The organism is Corynebacterium nuruki S6-4 (assembly GCF_007970465.1).
In the GTDB taxonomy this organism is placed as follows: domain Bacteria; phylum Actinomycetota; class Actinomycetes; order Mycobacteriales; family Mycobacteriaceae; genus Corynebacterium; species Corynebacterium nuruki.
In genome coordinates, this window is the sequence record NZ_CP042429.1 from 2,921,883 (window position 1) to 2,935,915 (window position 14,033).

A 14,033-nucleotide genomic window follows, 5' to 3' on the forward strand; every position below is an offset into this window, starting at 1 on the left:
ATGTCACGAATCGGTAAGGCCCCCGTGGCCGTCCCGTCCGGCGTCACCGTCACCATCGACGGCCAGAACGTCGAGGTGAAGGGCCCGAAGGGCACCCTCTCCCAGGAGATCCCGGCTCCCATCGCCGTCGCGCAGCAGGAGAACGAGATCGTCGTCAGCCGTCCTGACGACAACCGCAAGAACCGCTCGCTGCACGGTCTGTCCCGGTCGCTGGTCCAGAACATGGTCACCGGCGTCACCGAGGGCTACACCATCAAGATGGAGATCTTCGGCGTGGGTTACCGCGTGCAGGCCAAGGGCTCGAACCTCGAGTTCGCCCTCGGTTACTCGCACCCGGTCCTCATCGAAGCTCCGGAGGGCATCACCTTCGCCGTCGACGGGAACACCAAGTTCTCCATCGCCGGTATCGATAAGCAGCAGGTCGGACAGATCGCCGCCAACATCCGTCGTCTGCGGAAGGACGACCCCTACAAGGGTAAGGGCATCCGCTACGAGGGCGAGCAGATCCGTCGCAAGGTCGGAAAGACGGGTAAGTAATGTCTCAGAGCAACGACAACAAGCGTCTCCCGGTGGGCAAGGACATCTCGACCCGCCGTCGCGTCGCCCGCAACCGCCGTCACTACCGCCTGCGCAAGAACATCTCCGGTACCCCGGAGACCCCGCGTCTCGTGGTCCACCGCACGTCGCGCCACATGCACGTCCAGATCATCGACGACGTCGCCGGCCACACCCTGGCCGCCGCGTCGACGACCGAGCCGGAGATCCGTGCCATGGAGGGCGACAAGAAGGCCCGCGGCGCCCGCATCGGTGCCCTCGTCGCCGAGCGCGCCAAGGCCGCCGGCATCGAGGCCGTCGTCTTCGACCGTGGTGGCTACCAGTACCACGGCCGCGTCGCCGCGGTCGCCGACGCCGCCCGCGAAGGTGGTCTGAAGTTCTAATGCGCAACGACAAGATTTTCACCGACGGAAGGACTGCGTGATGTCGGAACGTGATCGTAACGGCGGACGCACCGCCGAGCACGGAAACAACAAGGACAACCGCGACAACCGCGGTCGTCGTGACGACCGCCGCGGCGGCCGTCGCAACCAGGACGACGAGCGCTCGCAGTTCATCGAGCGCGTCGTCACCATCAACCGCGTGTCCAAGGTCGTCAAGGGTGGTCGTCGCTTCAGCTTCACCGCTCTCGTGATCGTGGGCGACGGCCAGGGCATGGTCGGCGTGGGCTACGGCAAGGCGAAGGAGGTGCCGGCTGCGATCCAGAAGGGTGCCGAGGAGGCCCGCAAGAACTTCTTCCGCGTCCCGATGATCGCCGGCACCATCACCCACCCGGTCCAGGGTGAGGACGCCGCGGGCGTCGTCTGGATGTCCCCGGCCGCCCCCGGTACCGGTGTCATCGCCGGCGGTGCCGCCCGCCCGGTGCTCGAGTGCGCCGGTGTCCAGGACGTCCTGTCGAAGTCCCTCGGCTCCGACAACGCCATCAACGTCGTCCACGCCACCGTGGCGGCCCTCAAGCAGCTGGTCCGGCCCGAAGAGGTCGCCGCCCGCCGTGGCAAGACCCTCGAAGAGGTCACCCCGGCCGCGATGCTCCGTGCCCGCGCCGCAGGACAGGGAGCGTAAACCATGGCACTGAAGATCACCCAGCGCAAGGGCACCGTCAACACCAAGCAGAAGCAGCGCGATTCGCTGCGTTCGCTCGGCCTCAAGCGCATCGGCCAGTCGGTCGTCCGCGAGGACACTCCGGTGGTCCGCGGCATGGTCAACACCGTGCGCCACATGGTCGAGGTCGAGGAAGTTGCAGGGGAGTAGGAACATGAGCGAACCCATCAAGCTCCACGACCTGCGGCCGTCCAAGGGCGCCAACACCGCCAAGACCCGTGTGGGTCGTGGTGAGGCGTCCAAGGGTAAGACCGCCGGTCGTGGTACCAAGGGCACCGGGGCCCGCAAGCAGGTCTCCGCCGCCTTCGAAGGTGGCCAGATGCCGCTGCACATGCGGCTGCCGAAGCTCAAGGGCTTCAAGAACCCCGCGAAGGTCGTCTTCCAGGTCGTCAACGTGTCCGACCTGGCCAAGGCCTTCCCGAACGGTGGTGCGGTGTCTGTCGAGGACATCGTCTCCGCCGGTCTGGTCCGCGCCAAGCAGCCCGTCAAGGTGCTGGGCGACGGCGAGATCTCCGTGGCGCTGAACGTCACCGCGGACAAGTTCTCGAAGTCCGCCACCGCGAAGATCGAGGCCGCCGGCGGCTCTGTCGCCGAGGCCGGGAAGTAGGACGCCCCGGCCACCGGCCGACCGTCCGGGACCGACCCCCGTTCCGACCATCCGGTCGGGGCGGGGGTTTTCCGTGTCAGCCGTGTCGGTCGTGTCAGCCGGGGCCGCCGCGTCCGCCGCGTCCGCCGTGTCGCTGGGCGCCGCGACGACCGATTTGTCCTGCCGAATCTGTCGCGGAGGGTTAGCCCCTGCTATTCTGTCAGGGTTGTCTGTACCCACCCCCAAGTAGAACCATCGGCGGTCACCCACGACCGGCCGCCGAGCCAGGAGGCAAAACGTGACCGCCTTGCTATCGGCGTTCCGGGATGCCGATCTGCGCAAGAAGATCCTCTTCACCATCGCGATGATCATCTTGTTCCGGATCGGTTCGCAGATCCCCACCCCGGGTGTGGACTACGAGGAAATCACCGAACAGGTCCGCAGTCTCACCGAAGACGGACAGACCAGCATGTACTCGCTGATCAACATGTTCTCCGGTGGTGCGCTGCTGCAGCTGTCGATCTTCGCCATCGGCATCATGCCGTACATCACGGCATCCATCATCGTGCAGCTGCTGACCGTCGTGATCCCCCGCTTCGAGCAGCTGAAGAAGGAGGGGCAGTCCGGTCAGGCGAAGATGACCGAGTACACCCGCTACCTCACGGTCGCCCTCGCGCTGCTGCAGTCGGCCGGTATCGTCGCCCTCGCCGACCGCAAGCAGCTGCTCGGCTCCGGCGTCCGGGTGCTCCACGAGGACACCGGCGTGTTCGGCCTGGTCATGATGGTCGTCATCATGACCGCCGGCGCCGTGCTGGTGATGTGGATGGGCGAGCTCATCACCGACCGCGGTGTGGGCAACGGCATGTCGCTGCTGATCTTCGCCGGCATCGCCACCCAGCTGCCGTCGCAGGGGATGAACATCCTGCGCAACTCCGGCGGCTTCGTCTTCGCCGGCGTGATCGTCGCCCTGCTGATCCTCGTCGTCGGCGTCATCTTCATCGAGCAGGGGCAGCGCCGCGTCCCGGTGCAGTACGCCAAGCGCATGGTCGGCCGCCGCCAGTACGGTGAGACGTCGACCTACCTGCCGCTGAAGGTCAACCAGGCCGGCGTGATCCCGGTGATCTTCGCGTCGTCGATGCTCACGGTGCCGATCCTGGTCACCCAGATCATCCAGTCGGGTGACTCGGCGCAGAACGACAACTGGTGGAACCGGAACGTCATGCGGATCCTCACGGACCCGTCGGACTGGATCTACATCGTCATCTTCGCCCTGCTGATCATCTTCTTCTCGTTCTTCTACGTGTCGGTCCAGTACGACCCCTACGACCAGGCCGAGAACATGAAGAAGTACGGTGGATTCATTCCGGGCATCCGCCCGGGGCGTCCGACCGCCGAGTACCTCGGGTACGTCATGAACCGGCTGCTCATCGTCGGTTCGGTGTACCTGGCGGTCATCGCCATCCTGCCGAACATCGCCATCCAGCTCGGCCTGTCCACCAACCAGGGTGGGGGCAACGGTATGGGTGCGTTCGGCGGTACCGCTATCCTGATTATGGTCTCGGTCGCACTGACCACGGTCAAGCAGATCGAGTCCCAGCTCATGCAAGCCAACTACGAAGGATTCCTCAAATGAGACTCGTTCTCCTCGGCCCGCCCGGTGCCGGCAAGGGCACCCAGGCCGCCATCCTGTCCGACGCGCTGAAGGTCCCGCACATCTCCACGGGCGATCTGTTCCGCGAGAACATCGGCAAGGAGACCGAGCTCGGTAAGCTGGCGAAGTCCTACATGGACGCCGGCAAGCTGGTCCCGACCTCCGTCACCGCCGACATGGTGCGCTCCCGCCTCGACCAGGAGGACGCCGCCGACGGTTTCCTGCTGGACGGCTTCCCCCGCACGGTGGAGCAGGCGGAGATCCTCGCCGAGATCCTCGCCGACAAGTCCACCTCACTCGACGGTGTGCTCAACTACAAGGTGTCCGAGGACGCCGTCGTCGAGCGCATGCTGGCCCGCGGCCGCAGCGACGACAACGAGGAGACGATCCGTACCCGGCTGCAGGTCTACCGTGACGAGACCGCGCCGCTGATCGACTTCTACAGCGACATCATCATCGACATCGACGCCGAGGGCACCGTGGAGGACATCAGCTCCGCCACCCTCGACGCCCTGAACCGGTAAGAGGGTAGAAGAGCGTTGGGTTTCCGCAGGTCCCGCAAGGTCATCCACGGCAAGACGCCGGGTGAGCTGGACGCGATGCAGGCCGCCGGCGAGATCGTCGGCCGGGCACTGCAGGCGGTCAAGGCCGCCGCGGCGCCGGGGGTCACCACCCTGGAGCTGGACAAGGTCGCCGAGGCGACGATCCGGGGCGAGGGCGCCTACCCGACGTTCCTCGGCTACGGGGGTTTCCCGGGGAGCATCTGCGCCTCGGTGAACGACATGATCGTCCACGGTATCCCGGACAACGTCACCGTCCTCAAGGAGGGCGACCTGGTGTCCATCGACTGCGGTGCGACGCTCGACGGCTGGGTCGGCGACTCGGCCTGGACCTTCGGGGTCGGCGGGGACGCCGCCCTGCGTGACGACGTCCGCAAGCTCAACGAGGCCACCGAGTACGTGCTCTACGAGGGCATGAAGGCGATGGTCCCGGGCAACCGGCTCACCGACGTCTCCTGGGCGCTGGAGGACGCGACCCTGGCCGCTGAGGCGAAGTTCGGTGTGGAGCTCCACATCGTCGACGGCTACGGCGGCCACGGCATCGGCCACGAGATGCACGAGGACCCCTACCTCGCCAACGAGGGGCGTCCCGGCAAGGGACCGTCGATCGAGGTCGGTTCGACCCTGGCGATCGAGCCGATGCTCGCGCTGGGCACCGAGGACTCGTACGTCCTGGACGACGACTGGGGAGTGAAGACCCTCGACGGGTCCTGGGCCTCCCACTGGGAGCACACGGTCGCGGCGACCGCCGACGGCCCCCGGATCCTCACCGCCCGGTACTGAGCGACAGGTACTGACCACCCGGTACCGACAGCAGCGACCGACTGATTCTCTCCCGACCTCCGCTGGACCCCGCGCCGGTGCCGATTGGCACCGGCGCGTCGCGTCCCGTATGCTTGTCCGTTGGTGTAGGTCCACGTATCTGCACCGTCAACCGGACGTGACCGTCCGCCGCAGAACCGCGGTGGACAGGAAAGTGGAGGATATGGCTAAAGAAGGCGCCATCGAGGTCGAGGGCAAGGTCGTCGAACCTCTGCCGAACGCGATGTTCCGCGTGGAGCTGGATAACGGGCACAAGGTGCTCGCACACATCTCCGGCAAGATGCGTCAGCACTACATCCGTATCCTCCCTGAGGACCGTGTCGTCGTGGAACTCTCCCCGTACGACCTGGACCGCGGCCGGATCGTCTACCGCTACAAGTAGACACCCGCTCTTTTCGCCTCCGCACATCGTAACCCCACCTCCGGCCGCGGCGGCCGGAGCCCGGTGCCCCTCCCCGCGAGGGGACCGGGGTGTGTGTGGAGAAAACCGCCGCCAATTATCCGGAAGGAACTGCCACATGGCACGCCTTGCTGGTGTGGATCTCCCGCGCGACAAGCGCATGGAGGTCGCACTCACCTACATCTACGGCATCGGCCCCGCCCGTGCCGCCGAGCTGCTGGAGAAGACCGGCATCTCTCCCGACCTGCGCTCCAAGGATCTGACCGACGAGCAGGTCTCCGCTCTCAAGGACGTCATCGAGTCTTCGTGGAAGGTCGAGGGTGACCTCCGCCGCGAGGTCCAGGCCGACATCCGTCGCAAGATCGAGATCGGCTGCTACCAGGGCCTGCGCCACCGTCGTGGCCTGCCGGTCCACGGTCAGCGGACCAAGACCAACGCTCGTACCCGCAAGGGCCCGAAGAAGACGATCGCAGGAAAGAAGAAGTAAGAGATGCCTCCGAAAGCACGCTCCGGCGCGCGCCGTCCCGGTCGCCGCGTCGTCAAGAAGAACGTGGCGCACGGCGCCGCGTACATCAAGTCCACCTTCAACAACACCATCGTCTCCATCACGGACGAGAAGGGTGCTGTGATCTCCTGGGCGTCCTCGGGCCACGTCGGCTTCAAGGGCTCCCGGAAGTCCACCCCCTTCGCCGCCCAGATGGCCGCCGAGTCCGCCGCCCGCAAGGCGATGGAGCACGGCATGAAGAAGGTCGACGTTTTCGTCAAGGGCCCGGGCTCCGGCCGCGAGACCGCCATCCGTTCCCTGTCCACCGCCGGCCTCGAGGTCGGCACGATCTCCGACGTGACCCCCCAGCCGCACAACGGCTGCCGTCCGCCGAAGCGTCGTCGCGTCTAGAAGAAAGGATAGGGATTAGATAATGGCCCGTTACACCGGTTCAGCCACCCGTAAGTCCCGCCGCCTCCGCGTCGACCTCGTCGGCGGAGACCGCTCCTTCGAGCGTCGCCCGTACCCCCCGGGACAGGCCGGTCGGGGACGCATCAAGGAGTCCGAGTACCTCACCCAGCTGCAGGAGAAGCAGAAGGCCCGCTTCACCTACGGCGTGATGGAGAAGCAGTTCCGCCGCTACTACGCGGAGGCCAACCGCCGTCCGGGTAAGACCGGCGACAACCTGGTCGTCCTGCTGGAGTCGCGGCTGGACAACGTCGTCTACCGTGCCGGCCTGGCCCGGACCCGCCGTCAGGCGCGTCAGCTGGTCTCCCACGGTCACTTCACCGTGAACGGCAAGAAGACCAACGTCCCCTCCTACCAGGTGTCCCAGTACGACATCATCGACGTCCGGGACCGTTCCCGCTCGATGCTGTGGTTCGAGGAGGCCCAGGAGGTCCTGACCGACTCTGTCGTCCCGGCCTGGCTGCAGGTCGTCCCGGAGTCCCTGCGCATCCTCGTGCACCAGCTGCCCGAGCGCGCCCAGATCGACATTCCGCTGCAGGAGCAGCTGATCGTCGAGTTCTACTCCAAGTAGGAACCACCCGGTTCCGCCCCTTTTCCCACAGTTCTTTGCCACGGCGTCAAATAGCGGTCGCCACAAAGGAGAAGTAAGACCATGCTGATTTCCCAGCGCCCCCAGCTGACCGAGGAGTACATCAGCCCCGCGCGGTCACGGTTCGTCATCGAGCCGCTCGAGCCCGGTTTCGGTTACACCCTCGGTAACTCGCTGCGCCGTACGCTGCTGTCGTCCATCCCGGGCGCCGCAGTGACCTCCATCCGGATCGAGGGTGTGCTCCACGAGTTCACCACCATCCCCGGCGTCAAGGAGGATGTCTCCGACATCATCCTGAACATCAAGTCCCTGGTGCTCTCCTCGGACTCCGATGAGCCGGTCACGATGTACATCCGCAAGGAGGGCAACGGTGAGGTCACCGGTGCCGACGTCGTCACCCCGGCCGGTGTGGAGGTCCACAACCCGGACCTGCACATCGCCACGCTGAACGAGCAGGGCAAGCTGGACATCGAGCTCGTCGTCGAGCGCGGCCGCGGCTACGTGCCCGCCAGCCCGACGACCGGTGAGATCGGCCGGATCCCGGTCGACCAGATCTACTCGCCGGTGCGCAAGGTCAGCTACAAGGTCGAGGCGACCCGTGTCGAGCAGCGCACCGACTTCGACAAGCTGGTGCTGGACGTCGAGACCAAGAACTCCATCACCGCCCGGGACGCCATCGCGTCCGCCGGCGGCACCCTGGTGGAGCTGTTCGGTCTCGCCCGTGAGCTCAACACCGAGTCCGAGGGCATCGAGATCGGCCCGTCCCCGCAGGAGACCGAGAACATCGCCGCCTACGGGATGCCGATCGAGGACCTCAACTTCTCCGTCCGCTCCTACAACTGCCTGAAGCGCGAGGACATCCACACGGTCGGCGAGCTCGCCGCCCGTACCGAGTCCGACCTGCTGGACATCCGGAACTTCGGCCAGAAGTCCATCAACGAGGTGAAGGTCAAGCTCGCTGAGCTGGGCCTGGGTCTCAAGGATGCTCCGGAGGGCTTCGACATCAACGACATCGAGGGCTACGACCCCGAGTCGGGGGAGTTCCTGGACACCGAGGGCGAAGACATCGCCGAATAGGGGCTGATCCGGGCTGGCCACCTGCCCGGAACAAGCGCTCAACAGAAACACACACGAGGAGAAGTAATGCCTACCCCGAAGAAGGGCGCCCGCCTCGGCGGATCTGCTTCCCACCAGAAGAAGATCCTCGCCAACCTGGCGGCTCAGCTCATCGAGCACGGCGCCATCCGCACCACGGACGCGAAGGCCAAGCTGCTGCGTCCGTACGTCGAGAAGATCATCACCAAGGCGCGCAAGGGCACGCTCGCGGACCGCCGCAACGTGCTCAAGCTCATCCCGAACAAGGATGTCGTCGCGCACCTGTTCAACGATCTCGCTCCCGCGTTCGAGAACCGTGACGGCGGCTACACCCGCATCATCAAGCTCGAGAACCGCAAGGGCGACAACTCCCCGATGAGCCAGATTTCCCTGGTTCTCGAGGAGACCGCGTCGGCCGAGGCGTCCCGCGCCACCCGCGCCGCCGCCTCCCAGGCCGCCGAGTCCACCGAGGCTCCGGCCGAGGCCGCTGCCGCGGCCGAGGAGAAGTAGCCGACCGCTACCTCCGGCATCCACCGCCCGGTCCCGCACACTGTGCGGGGCCGGGCGGTCTGCGTCGTGCCTGCTAGACTGAGTGGGATGATCACCTACCGCACTTCGGGCTTCCTGCTGCTGTTCAGCGGCATACTCTCCTGGGTCGGACAGTTCATCGGGCTGCTGCGGTGGCGGGGGATGTACTCACTGGTCGAGAACCGCGCGACCGACTTCGGCGTGACCGAGTGCACGGTGCTCCGCGACCACTTCGGGACCCGCTTCGTGTGCAGTCCTGCGAATGTCGTCGTCAACGGGCTCACCGTGCTCTCCGGACTGATGGTGGCGGTGGCGGCGGTCCTCATCATCCTCACCGCCCGCCGCGAACGTGATGCCGCGGTGAGCCCCACCGCCGTGCTCATCGGCCTGTCCGGCCTGTTCACCATCGCCGTCGGGCTCATCCCGTCGGATCTTCACGGCACCCTCAACACGATCGTCCTGGTCGCCCATGCGGTCGCACTGTGGGCGGCGATGGAGGTGCTGATCGATGCGGCGACCCGGCATGCGGAGGACACCGGGGACGCCCACCCGCTGATCTACGGCGCCTACCTGCCGATCACCCGCGTGGTGGAGTTCTTCTCGGTCGTCGCCCTGCTCACCCTCGTGTTCTCCGGCGGCAACGTGATGCCGGGCGCGTTCGAGCGGGTGGTGTACGAATCGCTGACGGCGTGGACGGTCGTGTTCGGGATCTGCCTGGTGAGCCTGGGCGGGGCCGCGGACCAGGAGCGGATGCGTGTCGCCGGGATGGACGCCGTCCCGGTGCGGAACCTGGCGCTGCCGCCGGCGCCCCGGACGCCGGTCAGCCCGGGGGTCCACCGTGACGAGTCCGGCGGGGCGTCCCGCCGCTACCCGGGATTCGGAGGTCCCCATGAGTGACCCGCGTCCCGGGGATGTCCGGGTCCGTCTCGACATCGCCTATGACGGCACGGACTTCCACGGCTGGGCCCGTCAGAAGGGGCCGCAGTCGGGCCTGCGCACGGTCCAGGGCGTCCTGGAGGAGAAGCTGTCGCTGGTGTTCCGGACTCCGGTGGAACTGGTCGTGGCCGGTCGGACCGATGCGGGCGTCCACGCCGACGGGCAGGTCGCGCACGTCGATGTGCCCGCTGAGGCGTTCGGGCAGCGCTCGCTGCAGGAGCCGTCGGATCTGGTGCGCCGGCTGTCGCGGATGCTGCCGGACGATGTGCGGCTGCACGGGGCGTCCGCGGCGGCGCCGGGGTTCGACGCCCGGTTCTCCGCGCTGCGGCGCCACTACGTGTACCGGGTGACGACGGCCCTGGCGGGGCCGCTGCCGCTGCGGGTGCGGGACACCGCCCGGTGGCGGCACCCGGTGGACCTCGCCACGGTGCAGTCGGCCTCCGACGTGCTCGTCGGACTGCACGATTTCGCCGCCTTCTGCAAGTACCGGGAAGGGTCGACCACGGTGCGTGACCTGCAGGAGTTCACCTGGCGTGATGTCTCCACACCGGCCGAGCCGGAGACCTACGAGGCGACCGTCGTCGCGGACGCCTTCTGCTGGTCGATGGTCCGGTCCCTGGTCGGCGCGGTGCTGACGGTGGGGGAGGGACGCCGCCCCGCCGGTTTCACCGAAGGCCTGCTGGACGAGCGGTCCCGGTCGTCGAAGGTGCCGGTCGCACCGGCGTGCGGACTCAACCTGGTCGCCGTGGACTACCCGGCGGACGCGGATCTGGCGGCGCGGGCCGAGGAGACGCGGGTGAAGCGGGAGCCGGTGCAGTAGACGCGAACTGACCCGGATCGTGCCGCCCCGGCCGCCGGACCGCCCCGAACCGGGTCAGCCCGTGTCAGCTACCGCACCAGTTTCGGCACGACCGTCACCATCACCACCATGACCAGCAGCTCCACGAGGGTCTGCGTCACCACCACCGCCGGGGCCAGCCGGTAGGCCGCCGGCAGCGCGAGCACCACCGGCAGGATGACCAGCGCATTGCGCGTCACCCCGGTGAACATCACCGCCCGCACACCGGGCACGTCCAGCCCGGCCAGCCGCCCGGCGACCAGGCCGACAACGCCCATCACCACGGCGAAGACCACGTACACCGGCACCACCCGCACCAGGTCACTCCACTGCCCGGTGACCCGGTCGATCTGGGAGGCGACGACGACCGCCAGCACCGCCATCATCAGCGGCACCATGGCCACCCCCATACCGTGGGACACGCGGCGTCCCACCCCGCCCAGCTGCTGGGTGACCGCGGCGGCGACCAGCGGCACGACAATCAGCCAGAAGAACGCGGAGACGAACGGGGCGGGATCGACCGACCTCACCACCTCGGCCCCGGCGAACAGCCGCAGCCACACCGGCAGCAGCACGATCTGCGCGAGCATCAGCAGGGGAGTGGCGGCCAGCAGCCGGTCCGCCGCACCGCCGGCCAGCCCGGTGAAGACGATGACGTAGTCCACGCACGGGGCGAGCAGCACGAACAGGACGCCGACCAGCAGCGCCCGGTCGACCGGGTCGTCCCCGGCCAGTGGCCTGGTGATGAGCCACACCACCAGCGGGACGAAGACGAAGTCGACCACGGCGACGGTCAGCAGGAACCGGCCGTCGCGCAGCGCCGACCCGAGCCGCCGGAACGGTACGGCGAGAAAGGTGGCGTAGAGCAGCAGGCCGAGCAGCGGATTGACCAGTGCCTCCGCCGGTCCGGTCAGCGCCGGGTCGGTGAGGCCTGCCCCGGCGCCGACGACCAGTGCCAGGAGGTACAGCCATACCTGGTGCCGTTCCAGGACGGCGACGGTCGATGCGACATTCACGGAGGTCCAGCATAGGTGACCGGTGCCGCTGTTCCGGTGCTAACAACCTGTCACGACCGGACAACTGCGTCACAGGGAGGAAGGGTAGCCTGAGAACGTTGTGCCGCAGGCATGCCGAATAACCCCGATGAGAAAACGACCATGACACAGACTCTTCCCACCCCACCGCCGTCCGGCGCCGGTAGCCGGGCCGCGACAGACGCGGCAGAGGCGGACACCCCTGATGCCGCGGCGGCCGCCGTACCGCCCCCGACCACGGCACCGTCGCTCTACGGGCGCCGGTTCCTCGGACTCGTCGCCCTCCTCGCGGTGCTCGCGGTGGCGTTCCTGCTCAGCCTCGCCAACGGCGCCAACCCCATCCCGTACTCCGACGTCTGGGATGCGATCTGGCACCGGGGCGACAACGAGGCGTCCTGGATCGTCTGGGACCAGCGCCTGCCACGGACCGTCATCGGTCTGCTCACCGGCGCCGCCTTCGCCCTCGCCGGCGCACTGATCCAGGCCCTGACCCGCAACCCGCTGGCCGATTCGGGGATCCTCGGCGTGAACGCCGGCGCCGGCCTGGCGGTCACCGTCGGTGTCGGCGTGCTCGGGATCAGCAGCATCAACCAGTACATCTGGTTCTCGTTCCTCGGCGCCGCCGCCACGACGGTCCTCGTCTACATCATCGGCGTCGCCGGTGGTGCCCGCGGTGCGAACCCGGCGACCCTCGTGCTCGCCGGTGTGGCCCTCGGCGCCGTGTTCGGCGGCATCACCAGCTTCCTCACCCTCATCGACCCGGACACCTTCGAGTCAGTCCGCAACTGGAACCTGGGGTCGGTCGCCCGTACCTCCCTGGACGACGCGAAGTTCGTCATCCCCTTCCTGCTGCTGGGATTCGTCCTGGCGGTGCTGGTCTCCACCGACCTGAACTCCATCGCCCTGGGTGACGACCTGGCGGCGTCCCTCGGGACGAAGGTCGTCCGCACCCGCGTCCTCACCATCCTGGCGGTCACCGTGCTGGCCGGTGGCGCGACCGCGCTGACCGGCGGTATCGGGTTCGTCGGTCTGATGGTCCCGCACGTGGTCCGCTGGATCGTGGGACCGGACCAGCGCTGGATCTTCTTCTACTGTCTGCTCGGCGGCCCGATCATGGTGCTGCTGGCGGACACCCTCGGCCGCGTCATCGCGCGTCCAGGTGAGATCGAGGTCGGCATCCTCACCGCCGTCATCGGTGCCCCGGTGCTCATCGCCCTGGTCCGCCGGAAGAATGCGGGTGGCCTGTGAGTGCCAGGGAACGTCTCGGCGGCCGGATCGCCGAACGCACAAGCAGGTCCGGTGTGGACTTCGGCTACCGCAACGTCATCGTCCGTACCCCGAAGACCAGCACCCGCATCCACGTCCGTCTCGCGGTCGTGGCGGTCTCCTTCTTCGTCGCCGCCGCGGTGCTCGCGCTCATCGCGATGGGGATGGGCGACTATCCGCTGAACCCGTGGCAGATCGCGAAGGCGGTCTTCGGCGTTCCGGAGACCCGCTTCCACCGCATCGTCGTGGTGGAGTGGCGGATGCCGGTGGCGATCGCCGCGGTGGTCTTCGGCGCGCTGCTGGGTATCGGCGGAGCGATCTTCCAGTCGATGACGCGCAACCCGCTGGGTTCACCGGACATCATCGGGTTCGATGCGGGGTCCTACACCGCCGTGACGGTGTGCATGCTGGTCCTCGGCACCACCGCGTACTGGAACATCGCCGTCGCCGCGATCATCGGCGGCATCATCACCGCCTTCGTCGTGTTCATGCTGGCGCGGAAGAACAGACGGGTGGAGAGTTTCCGGCTGATCATCGTCGGTATCGGCGTCTCGGCGACGCTGGGTTCGTTGAACTCCTACCTGATCACCCGCGCGGACGTGGAGGACGCCATGATGGTCGGCTTCTGGTCGGCCGGCTCGATCAACCGGGTGACGTGGAGTTCGCTGGTCCCGGTGCTGATCCTCGCCGCGGTGGTGGTCGGCCTCGTCGCACTGCTCGCCCCGGCGCTGAGACAGATGGAGCTCGGGGACGACGCCGCCACGACCCAGGGTGTGAACGTGGAACGCACCCGGTTGCTGCTGATGGTTGTCGGTGTGGCGACGACCGCCCTGGTCACCGCCGCCGCCGGGCCGATCAGCTTCATCGCCCTGGTCGCCCCGCAGCTCGCCCGGCGCATCGCCGGGACGCCGGGGGTGACGGTCCTGGGCGCCGCCGCCGTCGGCGCGGCACTGCTGACCTTCGCCCACTTCCTGTCCCTGGTGATCTCCCACTTCTACCGGTCGATCCCGGTGGGCCTGCTCACCGTGAGCGTGGGCGGTATCTACATGATCTGGCTGCTGATCCGCGAAGCACGGACACAGTACGGGACGCCGAAATGAGCGATGCTGAAATGAAAGAG

At 67.5% G+C, this 14,033-nt stretch carries 19 protein-coding genes; 18 read left to right on the plus strand and 1 reads right to left on the minus strand.

The annotated features are described in order from the left end of the window. The 16 genes from rplF (at position 1) to truA (ending at position 10,595) form a co-directional block, all read left to right on the plus strand. Positions 1-537 carry a 50S ribosomal protein L6 gene (gene rplF, locus FSW06_RS13210; RefSeq protein ID WP_010119853.1) on the plus strand — a complete coding sequence of 179 codons (537 nt, stop codon included), beginning with the start codon at positions 1-3 and terminating at the stop codon, positions 535-537. Further along, positions 537-938 (plus strand): 50S ribosomal protein L18, encoded by a 402-nt coding sequence (rplR, locus tag FSW06_RS13215; RefSeq protein WP_010119850.1) that lies wholly within the window; start codon positions 537-539, stop codon positions 936-938. The genes rplF and rplR overlap by 1 nt, the downstream gene beginning before the upstream one ends. A 40-nt stretch (positions 939-978) precedes the next feature. Continuing rightward, positions 979-1,617, plus strand: a complete 639-nt coding sequence (gene rpsE / locus FSW06_RS13220) for a 30S ribosomal protein S5 (protein ID WP_010119848.1) — start codon at positions 979-981, stop codon at positions 1,615-1,617. Between the two features lie 3 nt (positions 1,618-1,620). Beyond that, entirely contained in the window at positions 1,621-1,806 is a 186-nt protein-coding gene (gene rpmD, locus FSW06_RS13225) for a 50S ribosomal protein L30 (protein WP_010119845.1), read from the plus strand. 4 nt (positions 1,807-1,810) lie between these two features. Beyond that, positions 1,811-2,263 carry a 50S ribosomal protein L15 gene (gene rplO / locus FSW06_RS13230; RefSeq protein WP_010119843.1) on the plus strand — a complete coding sequence of 151 codons (453 nt, stop codon included), beginning with the start codon at positions 1,811-1,813 and terminating at the stop codon, positions 2,261-2,263. A gap of 277 nt (positions 2,264-2,540) precedes the next feature. Next, positions 2,541-3,875, plus strand: a complete 1,335-nt coding sequence (gene secY, locus FSW06_RS13235; RefSeq protein WP_010119842.1) for a preprotein translocase subunit SecY — start codon at positions 2,541-2,543, stop codon at positions 3,873-3,875. Continuing rightward, the gene (locus FSW06_RS13240) at positions 3,872-4,417 is read left to right on the plus strand and encodes an adenylate kinase (protein ID WP_010119840.1); all 546 of its coding nucleotides are present in this window, start codon (positions 3,872-3,874) and stop codon (positions 4,415-4,417) included. The genes secY and FSW06_RS13240 overlap by 4 nt, the downstream gene beginning before the upstream one ends. A 15-nt stretch (positions 4,418-4,432) precedes the next feature. Continuing rightward, positions 4,433-5,236 carry a type I methionyl aminopeptidase gene (map, locus tag FSW06_RS13245; protein WP_010119839.1) on the plus strand — a complete coding sequence of 268 codons (804 nt, stop codon included), beginning with the start codon at positions 4,433-4,435 and terminating at the stop codon, positions 5,234-5,236. Between the two features lie 202 nt (positions 5,237-5,438). Continuing rightward, positions 5,439-5,657 (plus strand): translation initiation factor IF-1, encoded by a 219-nt coding sequence (gene infA / locus FSW06_RS13250; protein WP_010119838.1) that lies wholly within the window; start codon positions 5,439-5,441, stop codon positions 5,655-5,657. A gap of 136 nt (positions 5,658-5,793) precedes the next feature. Further along, positions 5,794-6,162: a 30S ribosomal protein S13 gene (rpsM, locus tag FSW06_RS13255; RefSeq protein ID WP_010119837.1), complete on the plus strand. Its 369-nt coding sequence runs from the start codon at positions 5,794-5,796 to the stop codon at positions 6,160-6,162. Between the two features lie 3 nt (positions 6,163-6,165). Continuing rightward, positions 6,166-6,570, plus strand: coding sequence for a 30S ribosomal protein S11 (gene rpsK / locus FSW06_RS13260; RefSeq protein ID WP_010119836.1), 405 nt, complete (start codon positions 6,166-6,168; stop codon positions 6,568-6,570). Between the two features lie 22 nt (positions 6,571-6,592). Next, entirely contained in the window at positions 6,593-7,198 is a 606-nt protein-coding gene (rpsD, locus tag FSW06_RS13265) for a 30S ribosomal protein S4 (RefSeq protein WP_010119835.1), read from the plus strand. A gap of 81 nt (positions 7,199-7,279) precedes the next feature. Further along, positions 7,280-8,293: a DNA-directed RNA polymerase subunit alpha gene (locus tag FSW06_RS13270; protein ID WP_010119833.1), complete on the plus strand. Its 1,014-nt coding sequence runs from the start codon at positions 7,280-7,282 to the stop codon at positions 8,291-8,293. A gap of 66 nt (positions 8,294-8,359) precedes the next feature. Next, entirely contained in the window at positions 8,360-8,821 is a 462-nt protein-coding gene (gene rplQ, locus FSW06_RS13275; RefSeq protein ID WP_010119832.1) for a 50S ribosomal protein L17, read from the plus strand. An 87-nt stretch (positions 8,822-8,908) separates the two neighbouring features. Beyond that, positions 8,909-9,736 (plus strand): DUF998 domain-containing protein, encoded by an 828-nt coding sequence (locus tag FSW06_RS15000; protein ID WP_010119830.1) that lies wholly within the window; start codon positions 8,909-8,911, stop codon positions 9,734-9,736. Continuing rightward, positions 9,729-10,595, plus strand: a complete 867-nt coding sequence (gene truA / locus FSW06_RS13285; protein WP_010119829.1) for a tRNA pseudouridine(38-40) synthase TruA — start codon at positions 9,729-9,731, stop codon at positions 10,593-10,595. Before FSW06_RS15000 ends, truA begins: the two co-directional genes overlap by 8 nt. Before the next feature lie 68 nt (positions 10,596-10,663). Here truA and FSW06_RS13290 read toward each other — a convergent pair whose 3' ends face one another. Continuing rightward, positions 10,664-11,629, minus strand: coding sequence for an arsenic resistance protein (locus tag FSW06_RS13290; protein WP_010119828.1), 966 nt, complete (start codon positions 11,627-11,629; stop codon positions 10,664-10,666). Between the two features lie 141 nt (positions 11,630-11,770). Here FSW06_RS13290 and FSW06_RS13295 point away from each other — a divergent pair, with 141 nt between their 5' ends. Together FSW06_RS13295 and FSW06_RS13300 are read left to right on the plus strand one after the other, a co-directional pair. After that, positions 11,771-12,895, plus strand: coding sequence for a FecCD family ABC transporter permease (locus FSW06_RS13295; protein WP_010119827.1), 1,125 nt, complete (start codon positions 11,771-11,773; stop codon positions 12,893-12,895). Next, complete coding sequence (locus FSW06_RS13300) at positions 12,892-14,013, plus strand: FecCD family ABC transporter permease (protein ID WP_010119826.1); 1,122 nt, start codon at positions 12,892-12,894, stop codon at positions 14,011-14,013. Before FSW06_RS13295 ends, FSW06_RS13300 begins: the two co-directional genes overlap by 4 nt. Positions 14,014-14,033: the final 20 nt, after the last annotated feature.